The sequence below is a fragment of the Streptomyces sp. NPDC045899 genome (assembly GCF_056431485.1).
This window is the reverse complement of record NZ_JBWKKP010000019.1, coordinates 40,168-55,804: the sequence shown is the minus strand read 5'-3', so window position 1 is coordinate 55,804 and position 15,637 is coordinate 40,168. Positions and strand designations below refer to the sequence as shown.

12 protein-coding genes are annotated in these 15,637 nt (G+C 70.6%); 8 read left to right on the top strand and 4 right to left on the bottom strand.

Going from position 1 to position 15,637, the window contains the following annotated elements:
* The first annotated feature begins 180 nt into the window (after positions 1–180).
* The 4 genes from AC07FT_RS25665 (at position 181) to AC07FT_RS25650 (ending at position 6,793) form a co-directional block, all read left to right on the top strand.
* Positions 181–735: a hypothetical protein gene (locus tag AC07FT_RS25665; RefSeq protein WP_479178247.1), complete on the top strand. Its 555-nt coding sequence runs from the start codon at positions 181–183 to the stop codon at positions 733–735.
* Positions 732–5,132 carry a DUF6531 domain-containing protein gene (locus AC07FT_RS25660; RefSeq protein ID WP_479178246.1) on the top strand — a complete coding sequence of 1,467 codons (4,401 nt, stop codon included), beginning with the start codon at positions 732–734 and terminating at the stop codon, positions 5,130–5,132. The genes AC07FT_RS25665 and AC07FT_RS25660 overlap by 4 nt, the downstream gene beginning before the upstream one ends.
* Before the next feature lies 1 nt (position 5,133).
* Positions 5,134–5,388 carry a hypothetical protein gene (locus AC07FT_RS25655; protein WP_479178245.1) on the top strand — a complete coding sequence of 85 codons (255 nt, stop codon included), beginning with the start codon at positions 5,134–5,136 and terminating at the stop codon, positions 5,386–5,388.
* A 109-nt stretch (positions 5,389–5,497) separates the two neighbouring features.
* Positions 5,498–6,793, top strand: coding sequence for a serine-threonine protein kinase (locus tag AC07FT_RS25650; RefSeq protein WP_479178244.1), 1,296 nt, complete (start codon positions 5,498–5,500; stop codon positions 6,791–6,793).
* A 127-nt stretch (positions 6,794–6,920) separates the two neighbouring features.
* Here AC07FT_RS25650 and AC07FT_RS25645 read toward each other — a convergent pair whose 3' ends face one another.
* On the bottom strand, positions 6,921–9,743 hold the full coding sequence (locus AC07FT_RS25645; protein ID WP_479178243.1) for a penicillin acylase family protein: 2,823 nt from the start codon (positions 9,741–9,743) through the stop codon (positions 6,921–6,923).
* A 213-nt stretch (positions 9,744–9,956) separates the two neighbouring features.
* Between AC07FT_RS25645 and AC07FT_RS25640 the strand changes: the two genes are divergently transcribed.
* A complete protein-coding gene (locus AC07FT_RS25640) occupies positions 9,957–10,571 on the top strand; it encodes a hypothetical protein (RefSeq protein ID WP_432036205.1) in 615 nt (204 codons plus the stop codon).
* A gap of 210 nt (positions 10,572–10,781) precedes the next feature.
* Positions 10,782–11,243 carry a MaoC family dehydratase gene (locus AC07FT_RS25635; RefSeq protein ID WP_479178242.1) on the top strand — a complete coding sequence of 154 codons (462 nt, stop codon included), beginning with the start codon at positions 10,782–10,784 and terminating at the stop codon, positions 11,241–11,243.
* A 35-nt stretch (positions 11,244–11,278) separates the two neighbouring features.
* On the opposite strand, the gene AC07FT_RS25630 is transcribed toward AC07FT_RS25635, so the two are convergent.
* Positions 11,279–11,908: a TetR-type transcription factor C-terminal domain-containing protein gene (locus tag AC07FT_RS25630; protein WP_471202522.1), complete on the bottom strand. Its 630-nt coding sequence runs from the start codon at positions 11,906–11,908 to the stop codon at positions 11,279–11,281.
* Positions 11,909–12,021: 113 nt separating this feature from the next.
* On the bottom strand, positions 12,022–13,173 hold the full coding sequence (locus AC07FT_RS25625) for an acyl-CoA dehydrogenase family protein (protein WP_479178241.1): 1,152 nt from the start codon (positions 13,171–13,173) through the stop codon (positions 12,022–12,024).
* A gap of 86 nt (positions 13,174–13,259) precedes the next feature.
* Here AC07FT_RS25625 and AC07FT_RS25620 point away from each other — a divergent pair, with 86 nt between their 5' ends.
* Together AC07FT_RS25620 and AC07FT_RS25615 are read left to right on the top strand one after the other, a co-directional pair.
* On the top strand, positions 13,260–13,904 hold the full coding sequence (locus AC07FT_RS25620) for a TetR/AcrR family transcriptional regulator (RefSeq protein WP_471202526.1): 645 nt from the start codon (positions 13,260–13,262) through the stop codon (positions 13,902–13,904).
* Between the two features lie 31 nt (positions 13,905–13,935).
* Entirely contained in the window at positions 13,936–14,457 is a 522-nt protein-coding gene (locus tag AC07FT_RS25615) for a DUF402 domain-containing protein (protein WP_254744068.1), read from the top strand.
* A 52-nt stretch (positions 14,458–14,509) separates the two neighbouring features.
* Here the strand turns inward: AC07FT_RS25615 and AC07FT_RS25610 are convergent, their stop codons facing one another.
* Positions 14,510–15,592, bottom strand: a complete 1,083-nt coding sequence (locus AC07FT_RS25610; RefSeq protein WP_479178240.1) for a Zn-dependent alcohol dehydrogenase — start codon at positions 15,590–15,592, stop codon at positions 14,510–14,512.
* Positions 15,593–15,637 lie beyond the last annotated feature (45 nt).

The following is a 15,637-nucleotide window of genomic DNA, read 5'->3' as shown; positions in this document are numbered from 1 at the left end:
GGACATGTAACGGGCATGCACCAAGCGCCGAGTGTGCGTTGTCGAGCCGTCATCACCCCGTGTGAAGATTGACTCCAGGGGCTGCACCCGAGGGCGTGCGCGTGGGAGCGGGCCCCGGTATCGGCTGAGTTACGGCCTGGACGGGGGACCTCCGGGCCGCTGGGAAAGCGGGGGCACGGCATGTCGGGGGATGACAAGGGTGGTTCGGCGGCGGAGGGGCCGAAGCCCGGTGATGGCTACCGGATCGAGATCGCTTCGGTGCGGAAGGTGCTGATGCCGCTGGAGGAGTCGGTCGTCGCCGCGCGGAAGATCAAGAAGGACTGGAAGACACTGGCCGAGAGCATCGGGACCTCGGCCGATTTCGACATCTACGACTCCTCGGAGAAGCTGCTCTCGGCCTGGGGGTTCGGCATGGGCCGGGTGGCCGACCACGCCGGGGTCGTGGTGGAGACACTGCGGCAGGTGATCGCCGCGTACATGCTGGCCGATCTGCTGCGCATCAAGGACTTCGCGCCGACCGAGGACAACATGGCCAAGCTCCCCTTCGGCGAACAGGGCCTGAAGGCGTGGAAGAACGGCTACCGGCCGAAGTTCGACCCGCCACCGGAGATCTACCGGGAACCGTGGCTCGACGACGACGGCACCACCGTCACCGGCGATGTCCCGACCAACCCGCGGCTTCGTTACGACGGCGGCTGGGAAGTCGACGGCGGTTCCAAGGGCGTGACCGCGTGACCCAGAAAGATGCGACCGAGGGCGGCACGACCGAGCGCATACCCGCCAACGCGAAACCTTCCGACGTCATACCCGGCAGCCCAACCAAGATCGAGGATCTGGCGGTCAAACTCCGCGCGTACGCCGGGGCGTTCCAGGACGGGGTGGACCAGCTCGACGTCCTGTCCCTGATGAACTGGACCGGTGCCGCGTCGGAGGGCTTCCAGGGCGCGACGGAGAAGCTGCCCAGGGAACTGGGCTCGGCCAAGAAGTACTTCACCTCCGCCGCAGGCGCACTGGACTCCTATGCCGCGAAACTGCGGTCGGTGCAGAAGCGCGTCCAGCCGATCATCGACGACGCCGATGACGCACGGGCGGCGTCGAAGCGCTACTGGCAGCAAGTGAAGGACTACGCCGACGCGGAGGACCGCAAGGACGAAACCCTGCCGGAGAAGCCCCCGGAGAACGATCCGGGAATGGCAGCGCTGAACGCCTGCTACAAGCGCCTGGACAAGCTGGAGGGGGAACTCGAGCTCGTCGTCGACAAGGCCAAGCGCACACTCGACACCGCCAAGGAGAAGGCCCCGGACAAGCCTCCGGCCCCCGAGGGCGTGGACGCTCTGAAGCAGAAGCTGGGGGACTTCTTCGGCGGGGCGAAAGACACCGCCCACGGGTGGTACAAGGAATTCGAGTATCTCGTCGAGGACGGGCCGCAGGGGGCCGGCCTGCGGCTCGCGGGCATGGCAGACGGTGCCGCCTACGCCGTCGACCACCCCAAGGAGTTCGCCAAGGCCGTCGTCAACTGGGACGAATGGCAGCGCAACCCCGCCCGCGCCGCCGGACAACTCACCCCCGATCTCCTCCTGGCACTGGCCACCGGCGGCACCGGCGCCATCCGCCGCGGCGGCAACGTGGCCAAGAACGCCGCACAACGCCTTCTCAACCGTCAACGGGCCCTCAGCCGCGACGGCAAGGCGCGCAACCACACCGACGAGAACCCGAACAAGAGCTGCACGCCGGGCAAGAAGAAGTGCACCGCCGGTGAGCCGATCGATGTGACCACCGGTGAGATGGTCATGTTCGCCACCGACATCACCCTGCCGGGTGCGCTGCCCCTGGTCCTGGAGCGGCACCATGTCTCCGGGCATCCATGTGGCGGCTGGTTCGGCCGCACCTGGGCCGGAACGCTGGACCAGCGCCTTGAGATCGACGACGCGGGCGTCGTCTACGTCGCCGATGACGGCATGCTGCTCACCTATCCGGTGCCGGAGCAGGATGTGCCGACACTTCCCACCTCCGGTCCCCGCTGGCCGTTGCGCTGGGACGGCAAGCCGGAGGGCACGTTCACCATCACCGTCCCGGAACACAACCGCACCCTTCACTTCGCCCCGCTCCCGGCGGCCGGCCGGGAACTGGCCCTGACGGCGATCACCGACCGCACCGGTGACGGCGACCGCATCACCATCGGCTACGACCCCCAGGGCACCCCGACGGAGATCAACCACTCCGGCGGCTACCGCATCGCCATCGACACCGACCCCCAGCGCTTGCGCATCACCGCCCTGCGCCTGCTCCACGGCGAGGACCATCAGCGGAGCACCACCCTGATCTCCTACGGCTACGACGAAGCCGGAGATCTCTCGGAGGTCACCAACTCCACGGGCACACCGCTGCGTTACCACTACGACGAAGCACACCGCATGACGTCGTGGACGGACCGCAACGGCACGGCCTACGCCTATGTCTACGACCACCGCGGCCGCGTGCTGCGGGGCATCGGCCCCGACGGCATCCTGTCCGGGCGGATGCACTACGACGCCGACGGCCGCACCACCCGGTACACCGACTCCCAGGGCAACACCACCACCTACGTCCGCAACGACGCCTACAAGGTGATCGCGGAAACCGATCCGCTGGGGAACACCACCCGCACGGAGTGGGACGAGCACAACCGCCACCGGATCGCCGTCACCGATGCCCTGGGTCACACCACCCGCTACCGCTACGACGACCAGGACCGCCTGATCGCCGTCGAACGCCCCGACGGCAGTGTGGTGGAGGCGGTGTACGACGACCGGGGTCTGCCGCTGGAGATCCGCGAACCGGGTGGTGCGGTCTGGCGTCACACCTATGACGAGCGCGGCACCCGCACCTCCACCACCGACCCCGCCGGCGCCACCACCCACTACACCTACAACGTCGCGGGCCATCTGACCGCGATCACCAACGCCCTGGGCCACACGACCGAGGTCACCCCCGACCCCGCGGGCCTTCCCATCGCGGTCACCAACCCTCTCGGGCACACCACCCGTGTCCGCCGAGGCCCCCACGGGCGCATCACCGCCATCACCGACCCTCTGGGCCGCACCACCCGGCACGGCTGGACGGTCGAGGGCGAGCCCGCCTGGCGGGAGGGGCCGGACGGGGCCCGTGAGGTGTGGCAGTGGGACACCGAAGGCAACCTCGCCCGTCACACCGACCGGGCCGGCCACACCACCACCTACACCTACACCCACTTCGACCAGCCCGCGACGCGCACCGACCCCGACGGTGCCCATTACGCCTTCGGCTACGACAGTGAACTCCGCCTGACCAGCGTCACCAACGCCCAGGGGCGCACGTGGCGTTACGAGTACGACGCCGCGGGCCGGCTGACCGCGGAGACCGACTTCAACGGCGCCACCCGCACCTACACCCGCGACGCCGCGGGCCGGCTCACCGCCAGGACGAATCCGCTGGGCGAAGCCCTGCGCTACACGCTCGACGCCGTCGGACGCATGGTCGCCCAGCACGACGAGACCACCGATCAGGCGACGACCTACGCCTACAACGCGAGCGGAGCCCTGGTCCAGGCGGCCAACGCGGCCACCGAACTCACCAGAGAACACGACCCGCTCGGCCGCGTCACCGCGGAAACAGTCAACGGCCGCACGACGACCTACGCCTATGACGCGATGGGCAACCGCACCCACCGCACCACACCCTCGGGTCTGACCTCCGCCTGGACCTACGACCCGATGGGTCTGCCGACCGGCCTCACCACCGCCGAGAACACCCTCACCTTCACTCACGACGCCGCGGGCCGGGAAACACGGCGGGCCACCGGAGCGGTCACCCTCGACCAGACCTGGGACACCTCAGGACGGCTGACGGCCCAGCGCCTGACCGCCTCACCCCAGGACGAGCTGCTTCAGCACCGCTCCTACACCTACCGTCCCGACGGCTACGTCACCGAGATCCGCGAACTCACCACCGGGACGCGCCACTTCACCCACGACACCATGGGCCGTGTCACCGGTGTCCAGGCGCACGGCTGGACCGAGGAGTACGCCTACGACCGAGCAGGGAACCAGACCCATGCCACCGCCCCCGGCCACCCGGCCGACGGCGAGCGCGCCCACACCGGCACCCTCCTGCACCGGGCCGGCCGCACCAGCTACGAACACGACGCCGCCGGCCGTCTCATCCGCAGGACCCGCACACTCCTCAACGGCCGCACCCGCAGCTGGACCTACACCTGGAACACCGAAGACCGTCTGACCAAGGCCACCACCCCCGACGGCGACGAGTGGACCTACACCTACGATCCCCTCGGCCGCCGCATCACCAAAACCGGCCCCGACGGAAACCCCTGCACCTTCACCTGGGACCACACCCGTCTCGCCGAACAGACCACCCACAACGGCTCCACCACCACCTGGGACTACTCCCCCGACACCCATCAACCCCTCACCCAGACCGATCGCGAACTCGGCACCATCCGCTTCCACGCCATCGTCACGGACCCCGCCGGGACGCCCACCGAGCTGGTCGCCCCCGACGGCACCCTCGCCTGGAGGGCGCGTACCACCCTCTGGGGCACACCGCTCACCGCACCACCCGAGACGATCGACTGCCCTCTCCGCTTCCCCGGCCAGTACGCGGACCCCGAAACCGGCCTCCACTACAACCACCACCGCTACTACGACCCCGAGACCGCCCGCTACCTCACCCCCGACCGCCTCGGCCTCGCCCCGGCCGACAACCCTCATCTCTACGTCCACAATCCGCACACATGGACCGACCCCCTCGGTCTCGAGGGCTGCCCGCGATTCGTCGACGGCGATATCTGGGACGATGCATTCGAGGTGTCCGGTCAGACGGTCGAGACCATGGCAACGGTGCGCACCGCGGGCGACACTCTGCACCTGGAAGGCTTTATGGTCTTCCCGAAAGGCACCGAAGGACTCAGCCGGGCGCCGGTCGGCCCCGATGCGCTCAGGGAGATGAAATACGCCCTGGCAAAGCAGGCACACGCCGATGGGTACAGTACAGTCGTGCTCGACTACGAGCGTCATATTCCGAAATCGGATGGGTCAGTATTCAAACGCCCCGGTTCCATGACCTTGGATGTCGAGAAAATCTTGGGAGGAGGGTGACATGGATCGATCGCGCCTGGACGCGCTCGCGGCCCGCATCACCGGCGAGGGAGTGACCGAACGGGAAGAGGTGTTCCGAGAATTGCGTGACCTCAGAATGTCGCCCATCGAAACCATTTACGTGGCTTCCCAGGTTCTCGGCCTGTCGCTGCCGGAAGCGAAAACAGCCCTCTACGAGAGCTCGTCCTGGCGGGACCAGCACGAGAACTGGCACGGAACTCAATCCTCCATGGGGGACGGGAGGCATTCCGGGTAAGGCGAACGACTGGCGGATTGATCGACGCGCATCGTAGGGGTGGCGTATGGTCACCGGACGGGGCGGTTGGGACGATGCACACGGATCGCACCAGCCGAGAGGAACAGCGATGACGGGGATGAGCGTACGGCCGTACTGGGAGCTGGGATTCGACGCGGACGGGGATGTCGATACCCGTCGGCGTGACCGGCTGGCCGAAGAGGTGGAGCAGCTCGGCATCACCGATCTGGTGGTGTTCGCGCACGGGTGGAACAACGACCGCGCGATGGCCACCGGACTCTGCGACCGCTTTTTCGCGCCCTTTCCCGGGTTGCTCGGGGAGGGGGACGGGATACGGCTCGGTTATGCCGGGGTGATGTGGCCGTCGATGCGGTTCACCGACGAGGCGGTGCCCGCGTTCCCACAGGCGTCGGCGGACGGCGAGCCGGGGGCCGGGCTCGGCGCGGGGACGCGCGCGGCCCTGGAGACGGTCTTCCCCGGGCGGGGCCAGATGGTTGCGCGGCTGGCGCGGTTGCTGGAGGAGCGGCCCGGACGGGCCTCGGCGCTGGACGAGTTCACCGTGCTGGCGCGCGGTCTGGCCCGGGTGCCCGAAGGATCCGGCGCGGCGGTATACACCCCCGACGTGGAGGGGGACGAGCCCCCCGCGATGCTGGGCGAGGACGGGGTGGCGTACTGCGAGCTGTTCGCCACCGCACTGGCCGGGGCCGGGGAGTGCGGCCCGGGGCTGTGGGACGGCGGGCCGAGCGGGCTGTGGGACGGCGCCCGGGAGTTGCTGCGGCAGGCCACGTACTACGCGATGAAGCGGCGGGCGGGCGTCGTCGGGCGGCACGGCCTCGGCCCGGCGCTGGGCGCCGTGGCGGCCGCGCGGCCCAGGACACGGATCCACCTGGTGGGCCACAGCTTCGGCGGCCGGCTGGTGGCGTACGCGCTGGGCGGGCTGCCGGACCGCACCACGGTCGCGTCGCTCACCCTGCTCCAAGGGGCCTTCTCGCACTACGCGTTCGCCGACCGGCTGCCGCACGCCGCCGCGCGGGGCGGTGTGCTGCGGGCCGACCGGGGGCGGGTGAGCGGACCGCTGGTGTCCTGTCACTCCCGCCATGACACCGCGCTGGGGGTGCTGTATCCGCTGGCGTCACGGGCGGCGCGGGACGACGCCTCGCTGTTGGGGCTCGATGACGCCCGCTGGGGGGCGATGGGCCACGGCGGGATCCGGGCCGTGGACGGCTGCGCCCGGCTGGAGCTGGCCGGGGCGCTGAAGGAGCCGTTCCCCGAAGGCGGCTGTGTGAGTGTGGACGTGTCGTCCGTCGTCCGGCACGGCGGGCCGCCCGCCGGTGCGCACAGCGACATCTGCCATGAGGAGCTGGCGCGGCTGGTGCTCACGGCCGGGCGGATCGCCGCGCCCTGAGCGCATCCGGCGCCGGGCGCGGGGCCCGCCCGGGTACGGGAGCGCCCCCGGGCCGTGGGCCCGGGGGCGTTTCAGCGGTTCGGTTCCGCTTCCGGTCTCGGTCTCGGTTTCGGGAGGAGCGGTGGGCTCAGCGGTGTGCGGGGAACTCCACGACCTGCTGGTAGGTGGGGCGGTTCTGCCAGCTGATGGTGTCGTGGGTGATACCGCCGACCGCCCGGTGGATGATCGCGTCGGCGCACCACTGGTCGCCCGCCTTGCAGCTGTCGTCACCGGGGTAGACATCGGTGGCGCTCTTGGCGGCGGCCTGCTTGAGGGTGGTCAGCAGGGCGTCGCGGCAGGTGCCGAGTTCACCGCCGCCGCAGTAGGACGTGGCCAGCGGACCCTTGACGTCCTCGCCGAGCACCTTCCGCAGATCCTTGTCGACATAGGACCACCAGCCGTTCTGGAAGGCGGACCCGGCGTGCGAACCGGTGGGCCCGTGCCCCGCCGACGGCGCCTCGTCGATGGGTACGTTGCCCTTCAGGGCCTCGTAGAGCTCGTCGCCCAGACCGGGTTTGAACTCCGACTCCACCAGGAGCGGCCACCAGGCGTCCATGATCCGCACGGCGTCCGGGTGACCGTAGGTGTGCGAACCGGGGCTGGTCTCCTTGCGCTGCGCGCCCGCGCCGTGCCAGGACTCCAGCTGCTGGACCGCCGTGGCCGCCTTCTGGTCGTCGATGGGCTGGGAGCGCAGCACCTTCAGCAGTTCCGGCAGTACGTCCTCACCGCGCAGATCGGTGACACCGGCCTCGGCCATGGCCCGGGTGAGCGCGGCGCGGGTGACCCCGCCCTTCTTGATCAGCGCACGGACCCGGTCGTCGAGGAGGTTGCCGCGGTGCACCGAGCCGTTGCCGAACCCGGACGCGGCGTAGTCCTCGGCCAGTTTGTTGTTCCAGCTGATGTAGTAGTCCTGGTCGACGGACTGGGGGTGTTCGGACGGCGGGGTGTAGGCGGCGGTGTTGTCGGACGGGTCGAAGTCCCGCCACTCATAGGCCGGTTCGGCCTTCACCGGCAGCGAGGAGTCGATGTCCGCGGCGCGGGCGGGATTGAGTCCGCTGTTGTAGTACCCGGTCTGCCGGGAGTCGGCGTAGAACCAGTTGAAGGTGTAGTTGATGTTCTGGGTCGCGGTCTGGAAGGACTTCGCGTCCTTCACATGGCCGGGGTCGTTGAGCATCTGGAAGCCGATGATGGAGTCGGCTTCGTGGCGGTAGGTGGCGCGCAGCGAGGTGAAGGCCACGGGTTTGCCGCCGACCGTCGCGCGATGGCTCACCAGGCCGTACTTGGTGCGGTAGACCTGGAGCCGGTAGGAACCCGCCGCGGTGGAGTCGGCCACGGTGGGCTTCCAGGAGTTGCGCCGCTCCAGCTTCTCCATCGGCACGCAGTCACCGTGGTAGCGGTAGTGGGTGGCGTCCTTGGTGGGGGTGGAGCCGTCCGGGGAGCACAGTTCGACCGCGTAGGTGTCGGTGATGTCCTGGCCGGAGGTGGTGGCGCTCCAGGCGTAGTCCTGGCCGCGGCCGAGCTGGACGTACATCCCCACGCCCGCGAAGGAGGCGCCGCGCGCGCTGATCCCGGGGCCCTGGATCTCCTGGAGCATCAGCAGCTGCGGGGCGAAGTAGCCGGTCTGCGGGCCGAAGACGGCCACGGGGTGGCCGCTGGCGGTGTACTTGCCGGAGACCACGAGCGCGTTGGACATGCCCTTCTTGCGGCTGAACAGATCGCGGGGCAGGACGCCGTCGTCGTAGATGCCGCGCAGCTTCTCCAGGGAGCGCGTGGGGGCCTTCACCTCGGTGCGGTCCTTGGTCGCGGCTCCGCCCTGGCGGTCGTAGACGAGCTGTTCGGCGGTGACCGAACCGCGGTCGGGCATGGCCGTGCCCTTGGCGTTCTCCGGTTTCCCGCCGTACGGGAAGCTCTTGCCGTCGTGGACGGTCTGCACCGCCTCGGGGTCGTTGCGCTGCCGGAAGGACTCCCACACCTCGGTGCCCTCGGCGAGGCCGTACTTCTGCTGGGCGGCGAGCAGCGAGAGCGCGCCCTGCACCTCACCGCCGCCGCCGTTGCCGAAGAGGGCGCCGACGACCGAGGCCAGGGCGATCAGGTCGGTGAGTTTGAACGGCTGGATCTCACCGGCGTTGGTGATCGCGTCGATATGGCCGGTGAGGACGTACTCGCCGGGGAAGTAGCGGCCGTCCTTGGCCTTCTTCGCATAGGCGTTGATGCCGTCGATGTACGACTGGGCATCGGCCAGGGCCTGTCTGCCGCGTTCGCCGCCGTGGGCCAGGATCGAGTCGATCTGGGCCTGGTAGTCCTCCTCCCTGTAGGGCGCCTGGCGGAAGAAGTCCTGTTCCAGCCCCTGGTTGGCGGCGGCGCCACCGGCGAACGAGGTGAGTTCGCCGCGTCCGACGTGCCGGAAGAGGTCCATGAGCCACAACCGGTCCTGGGCGGCGGCGTACCCGGCGCCGAACTCGGTGCCCTCACGGGTGGTGCCCTGGATGTGGGGGACCCCGGTCTTCTTGTCCCGGGTGATGGTGACATCGCCCCGGGGTCTGGTCACCGACGCCACCTGGTCGGCGGGGACACCGAACGAGGAGTCGTTGAAGAAGCTGCTCAGCTTGTCGTCGGTGAGCGTGGGATAGCCCCCGGCCAGGTCGTTGTACGGACCGAGCTGGTCGGTGCTGTGCGCGGGGTGGGTGCCGAACACCTTGTTGCCGAGGATCTCCACGAGGGTGGCGTTGCCGTTGGCCCCGGGCGGAAGGATGTCGGCGCACTGACCCTTGCAGTAGTCGGTGGCCGCCGCGGGGGCGGCGGGGGCCGCCTGGGCCGGCTGGGGCAGCGGCGCCGCGAGCGCGGCGCCGAGGCCGAGGACGGCGGCCGCGGCTATGAGGGTTCTGGTGAACGTGCCGGACCTTGGTCGCATACTCGCTCCTCCAGGTTGCCGATGCGACGGAGGTTACCGGCGGTACAAGTCGGCTGGAAGATGAGCGGCCGTCAACTTCACCGTGCATTCACGGTCATTGACGGCACGGATCGGCCTATTCGGCAACTTCCGGGGAATCCGATGGATCCGGATCGCGCTCCGTTACGTCCATTCCACAACGAGTCGGGTCCGCGATTGCGGAGGTGGTACGAAGTGGCAGGTTTCAGAGCACTCGCACGAGAGGTGCGCAATCCACACAGACACGTCACCGCCCGGCGCACTTCGCTGCGCAAATGCCTGGAGCGGTTCGCGCCGTACGGGCACCGGGCGACCTGGCACCATCTGTGCACCAGGACGGGGATCATCCCGGAGGACCGGGAACCCGAACCACTGCGTCTGATCACGGCCCTCGAGGAACTCGAGGAGGCCCGCACCCTCTGGCTCGCGTACGAGGCGGACTTCGCCGCCCGTCGCCGCCAGGAGAAACACATCGGCATCCGTCAGCCCAACGCCATCGACGACTGGCATCTGCACACCTGGGGCGGATGCGACATCATGCCCTGCGAGAGCCCCTCGAGCCATCCCGAGGGTCCGCTGCCCGACGTCCTGGGCCGGTTGATATCGGCGATGGAGTCGGGGCCGGGTTCGGCCTGCCCGGTCTGCGGACAGCAGCGGCTGGCCTGGCGCGAGGACCTGGACCGCTACCCCTCGGCCGGACCGGTCTGCGGGGAATGCGGCATCGTGGTGCCGGTTCCGCTGCTGACCACCGAGGCGCTGTCGGCCGCGCGGCGCGCCCGGTGCGAGAGCCGCCGTTACGCGACCGTGTGATCACCGGCCGCCCCGGTACGCCCTGACCGGCAGGCCCTGAGAGGCACGCCCGCCGAGGAGACCCGTGAGCCCGGGAACCCGGCGGGCGCGCCATGCCGCCCCATCGACGGGGGACACCGGAGGAGAGAAGGACGCGGGGCGCGTTGACACGGCGAAGGTCGCCCGAGCATGCTGAGCAAGCGCTTAGTGAGCTGCTCGGGAGGCATCAGCATGGCAGAGCCCAGGATCTTCACCTCGACCGATGAGCTGCGGTCGGCCATCGGCGAGGAACTCGGCCCCAGCGACTGGCTGGAGATCGACCAGAAGCGGATCGACCTGTTCGCCGACGCGACCGACGACCACCAGTGGATCCATGTGGACCCCGCGAGGGCAGCCGAGGGTCCGTTCGGCCGGACGATCGCGCACGGCTATCTCACCCTGTCGCTGCTGCCCGCGTTCACTCCGCAGCTGATGCGGGTCGACGGGGTGCGGATGGGCATCAACTACGGCGTGAACAAGGTCCGCTTCCCCTCCCCCGTCCCGGTCGGTTCCCGGCTGCGGGCCACCGCGCGGATCGCGGAGCTCACCGAGGTGACCGACGGCGTCCAGATGACGCTGGCGGTGACGGTCGAACGCGAGGGCGGGACCAAGCCGGTGTGCGTGGCGGAGAGCGTCGTGCGCTACTACCCCTGACGGCTCCCACGGCGCCCTGCGGCCGGCGCGGCACCTCAGCGGGCCGCCGCTCCCACCATCCGCAGGACGAGTCCGGCGTACAGCTCGCCGACCTCGTCCGGGGTGCTGCGGCCGCGGGTGTTGAACCAGCGCGCGACGTCGATGCACAGGGACAGCACCGCCACCGTGGCCCCGCGGACGTCCGGGACGTCGAACTCCCCCGTCCGCGCGCCGTCCTCGAGGATCGCGCGCACCGCGCCGTCCGTCGCCTTGCGGATGGCGATGACCTCGGCGTGGTGCTCCTCGCCCAGCGCCCCCAGCTCGTACTGGACCACCCGGGCGGTCGTGTGGTGCTCGGCGTGCCAGCGGACGAAGGAGCGTACGGCGTCGGCGAGCCGCTCGGCGGAGGTGCCACCGGCATCCCGGGCCCGCTCCACGATCTCCAGGGCGCGCTGATGGCCGACCTTGCTGATCTGGTAGAGCAGCTCTTCCTTGGTCTTGTAGTGGATGTAGAGCGCGGCCGGGCTCATACCGGCACGGCCGGCGATGTCCCGGGTGGTGGTGGCGTGGTAGCCGCGCTCCGCGAAGGCGTGCACGGCGGCGGTCACCAGCCGCCGGGCCGCGTCCGGGGTGATGTCGCCCCACACCTCGGCCCCGGCCCCGTCCTTGTCAGCCTCCGCGTCCATGGCGCACACCCTACACGGAGAGTGAGCAAGCGCTTAGGGGTGGCGGAGCCGAGTGCGGCGTGGTCCGGCCCAGGGTACGGCGCGGTCCGGCCCGGGCCGTGGCGAGGCCCGGCTCAGAAGGCCGAGACCCCGGTGAGGGCGCGGCCGATCAGCAGCTTCTGGATCTGGCTGGTGCCCTCGTAGAGGGTCATCACCCGGGCGTCCCGCAGCAGTTTGCCCACCGGGTACTCATCGGTGTACCCGTAGCCGCCGAACACCTGGAGGGCGTTGTTGGCGCAGCGCACCGCCGCCTCGCTCGCGTAGAGCTTGGCCACGGAGGACTCGGCGGTGAACGGCAGCCCCCGGTCGATGTGGTCCGCCACCCGCCAGGTCAGCAGCCGCGCGGCGTCCACGTCCACCGCGATGTCCGATATCAGCTCCTGCACCAGCTGGTGGTGGGCGATGGCGCGGCCGAACTGTTCGCGCTCCCCCGCGTACCGCACCGCCGCGTCCAGCGCCGCCTGGGCGATGCCGACACATCCGGCGGCGACCGACATCCGCCCCTTGGCGAGGGCGGACATGGCGACCGAGAACCCCTTGCCCTCGGGGGCGATCAGCGCCGCGGCGGGCACCCGGACGTCCTCCAGGACCAGTTCGGCGGTGGCCTGGCCGCGCAGCCCCAGCTTGCCGTGGATCTCCCGGCGGACCAGCCCGGGGGTGTCGGTGGGCACCAGGAAGGCGCTGATCCCCCGGTGGCCGGGGTCGTCGCCGGTGCGGGCGAAGAGCAGCACCACATCCGCCCAGGTGCCGTTGGTGATGAAGGTCTTGGTGCCACTGATCACATAGTCACCGCCGTCCCGGACCGCGCGGGTGGTCAGTCGCGCCGCGTCCGAACCGGTCCCGGGTTCGGTGAGCCCGAAACAGCCCACCGCCTCGCCGGAGCACAGCCGCGGCAGCCAGGCGCGCTTCTGCTCCTCGTCGCCCCACACGGCCACCGACTTGGCGACCAGACCGAGCGAGACGGAGACGATGCCGCGCACCGAGGAGTCACCGCGCCCCAGCTCCTCGGTGACCAGCGCATAGCTGAGGTGGTCACCGCCGCTGCCGCCGTACTCCTCGGGGACGGTGAGCCCCAGGAAGCCGAGCGCGCCCAGTGAGCCCACGATGCCGCGGTCCACCCGCTCGGCGCGGTCCCACTCGGCGGCGTACGGGGTGACCTCGCGTGCCACGAAGTCCCGGGCCAGTTGCCGCACCGCGGTCTGCTCCTCGGTGAGCGCGAGATCCATGGGTCACCTTTCCCGGGGACGGAGGGACGGACAAGGAATCCACCCCATAAATTAGCACTGCTAGTTTTACCGGCGGAGCCTCTACTATGTGCCGCATGGCCCGCCCCCGCAAGCCCCTCCTCAGCCGCGAGCGCATCGTCGCGGTCGCCCTCGCGCTGGTGGACTCCGAAGGGCTGGCGGCGGTGTCCACCCGGCGCCTCGCCGCCGAACTCGGGGTGAGCGGACCGTCCCTGTACAACCACTTCACGACCAAGGACGAGATCCTGGACGCGGTGGCCGACACGGTCGTGGCCCAGGTCGACATCTCGATGTTCGACAACGGCACGGACTGGCGTACGGCGCTGCTGGACTGGGGCCGCTCCTACCGCGCGGCGCTCACCGCGCACCCCCACATCGTGCCGTTCCTCGCCCAGGGGCCCGGCCGCCGTCCGGCCGGGCTGCGGATGGCGGACGCGGTCTTCGGCGGCATGGTGAAGGCGGGCTGGCCGCCCGCGCACGCCACCCGGATCGGCGCGCTGATGCGCTACTTCGTCGCCGGGTCGGCGCTGGGCTCCTTCGCGCGCGGTTTCGTCGACGACGCGGGCGCCTACGACCCGGCCGACTATCCGCATCTGGGCCAGGCGCATCTGCTGGCCGGACACCAGGAGCGGGTGGACGAGGGCGCGTTCGAGACCGGGCTGCGGGCGCTGGTGGCCGGGCTGGACCAACTGTACGGGGAAAATGCCAGGTGAGCCGGGGCCGGGACTCACTAGGATCGGCCACATGTCGCAGTCACTGGTCCAGGTCAACTACACCAAGTACGACGGCACCCTCCACTGGAACCTGCGGATGCGCAGACTGGGCGAGGACGAGCACGGGGTCTGGCTGGGGCTGCCCGGCGGCTCGGTGATGCGCAAGGGCCACGGCCCCGAGGTGCCCATCGAGGTCGCGCATGTCCTCCTCTTCCCGCGCGGCGCGTGGTGGACCGCGGCCTTCAACGCCGCCCCGCGCGACACCGAGGTGTACTGCGACATCACCACTCCCCCGCGGTGGGTCTCCGCGGACGAGGTCACCATGGTGGACCTGGACCTCGATGTGGTGCGCAAGCGCGCGGACGGTGCCACCCGGCTGGTGGACCAGGACGAGTTCGCCGAGCACCAGGTGCGGTTCGGCTATCCGGCCGATGTGATCGCGGAGGCCGAGGCGGCCGGACAGTGGCTGCTGGACGCGGTCGCGCACGGCGCCCGGCCGTTCGGCGCCGAACGCGACCAGTGGCTCGGCATGGTCGACGGCACCCCGGCCTGACCCTGCCCCCGCCCGGTCCCGCCGTGTCCCGCCCGGCGCCGCGCCGTGCCCGTCAGAACATCACGAGCGCCCGGCCGCCGCGGCCGCCGACCATCGCGTCGAACGCCTCCGGGATCCCGTCCAGGCCGATCCGGCCGGTGACCATCGCCGACAGGTCGAGACGGCCCGCGCGGACGTGCTCGGCGAGCACCGGAAGATCGCGGGCCGGATCGCTGTTGCCGTAGACACAGCCCGAGAGGGTGCGGCCGAAATAGAACAACTCCAGGGCGGAGAAGGACACCTGCTGGTCCTTGCCCCCGATCCCGACGACGGTGGTCCGGCCGCCGCGCCGGGTGGCGGACCACGCGGTGCGGATGGTCTCGGCGCGGCCGACGCACTCGATGGCCGCGTCCGCGCCGTGGCCGCCGGTCAGGGAGCGGATCCGCTTGGCGGTGTCCTCACCGGACAGCAGGAACTCGGTGGCGCCCGAGGCGCGCGCCAGCTCCTCCTTCTCCGGGGAGACGTCCACCGCGACGACCGTGGCCGCGCCCGCGATCCGCGCCGCCTGGAGCACCGCGAGCCCCACCCCGCCGACGCCGAAGACGGCGACCGACTCCCCCGGGCGCACCGCGGCGCTGTGGTGCACCGCGCCGTAGCCGGTGAGCACCGCGCAGCCGAGCAGCGCCGCGTCGGCCAGCGGCACCCCGTCGGGCAGCGGGAGCACCGCGCGCGCGGACACCACGGTCTCCTCGGCGAACGCGGCGGTGCCCAGGCCCGGGTACAGCTCCTCGCCGCCGTCCGTCAGCTTGGCGTACGGCACGGTGGCGGCGGCGCCCGCGTCCGCGCACAGCCAGGGCTCGCCGAGCCCGCAGTAGTGGCACGCGCCGCAGGACGGCGCCCAGTTGAGGACGACGCGGTCGCCGGGGGCGACGGTGGTGACGCCCTCGCCCACGGCGCTGACGGTGCCCGAGCCCTCGTGGCCGAGTACGGCCGGGACGGGCTGGCGCAGGGTTCCGTTGGACAGCGACAGGTCGGAGTGGCACACCCCGGCCGCCGCCAGCCGCACCCGCACCTGCCCGGGACCGGGGTCCGGGAGGTCGATCTCGGCAAGCCGAAGCGGGGCACCGACGGCGGGGAGGACGGCGGCTCGGGTCATGGACGGGCTCCTCGGGTGGTCATCGGCTCATACGCGCCGTGCACC

What these genes read in the sequence shown, in the direction of transcription:
- AC07FT_RS25665 (WP_479178247.1), top strand. Translation starts at nt 181, where the DNA reads ATGTCGGGGGATGACAAGGGTGGTTCGGCGGCGGAGGGGCCGAAGCCC.
- AC07FT_RS25655 (WP_479178245.1), top strand. Translation starts at nt 5,134, where the DNA reads ATGGATCGATCGCGCCTGGACGCGCTCGCGGCCCGCATCACCGGCGAG.
- AC07FT_RS25650 (WP_479178244.1), top strand. Translation starts at nt 5,498, where the DNA reads ATGACGGGGATGAGCGTACGGCCGTACTGGGAGCTGGGATTCGACGCG.
- AC07FT_RS25645 (WP_479178243.1), bottom strand. Translation starts at nt 9,743, where the DNA reads ATGCGACCAAGGTCCGGCACGTTCACCAGAACCCTCATAGCCGCGGCC.
- AC07FT_RS25635 (WP_479178242.1), top strand. Translation starts at nt 10,782, where the DNA reads ATGGCAGAGCCCAGGATCTTCACCTCGACCGATGAGCTGCGGTCGGCC.
- AC07FT_RS25630 (WP_471202522.1), bottom strand. Translation starts at nt 11,908, where the DNA reads ATGGACGCGGAGGCTGACAAGGACGGGGCCGGGGCCGAGGTGTGGGGC.
- AC07FT_RS25625 (WP_479178241.1), bottom strand. Translation starts at nt 13,173, where the DNA reads ATGGATCTCGCGCTCACCGAGGAGCAGACCGCGGTGCGGCAACTGGCC.
- AC07FT_RS25620 (WP_471202526.1), top strand. Translation starts at nt 13,260, where the DNA reads ATGTGCCGCATGGCCCGCCCCCGCAAGCCCCTCCTCAGCCGCGAGCGC.
- AC07FT_RS25615 (WP_254744068.1), top strand. Translation starts at nt 13,936, where the DNA reads ATGTCGCAGTCACTGGTCCAGGTCAACTACACCAAGTACGACGGCACC.
- AC07FT_RS25610 (WP_479178240.1), bottom strand. Translation starts at nt 15,592, where the DNA reads ATGACCCGAGCCGCCGTCCTCCCCGCCGTCGGTGCCCCGCTTCGGCTT.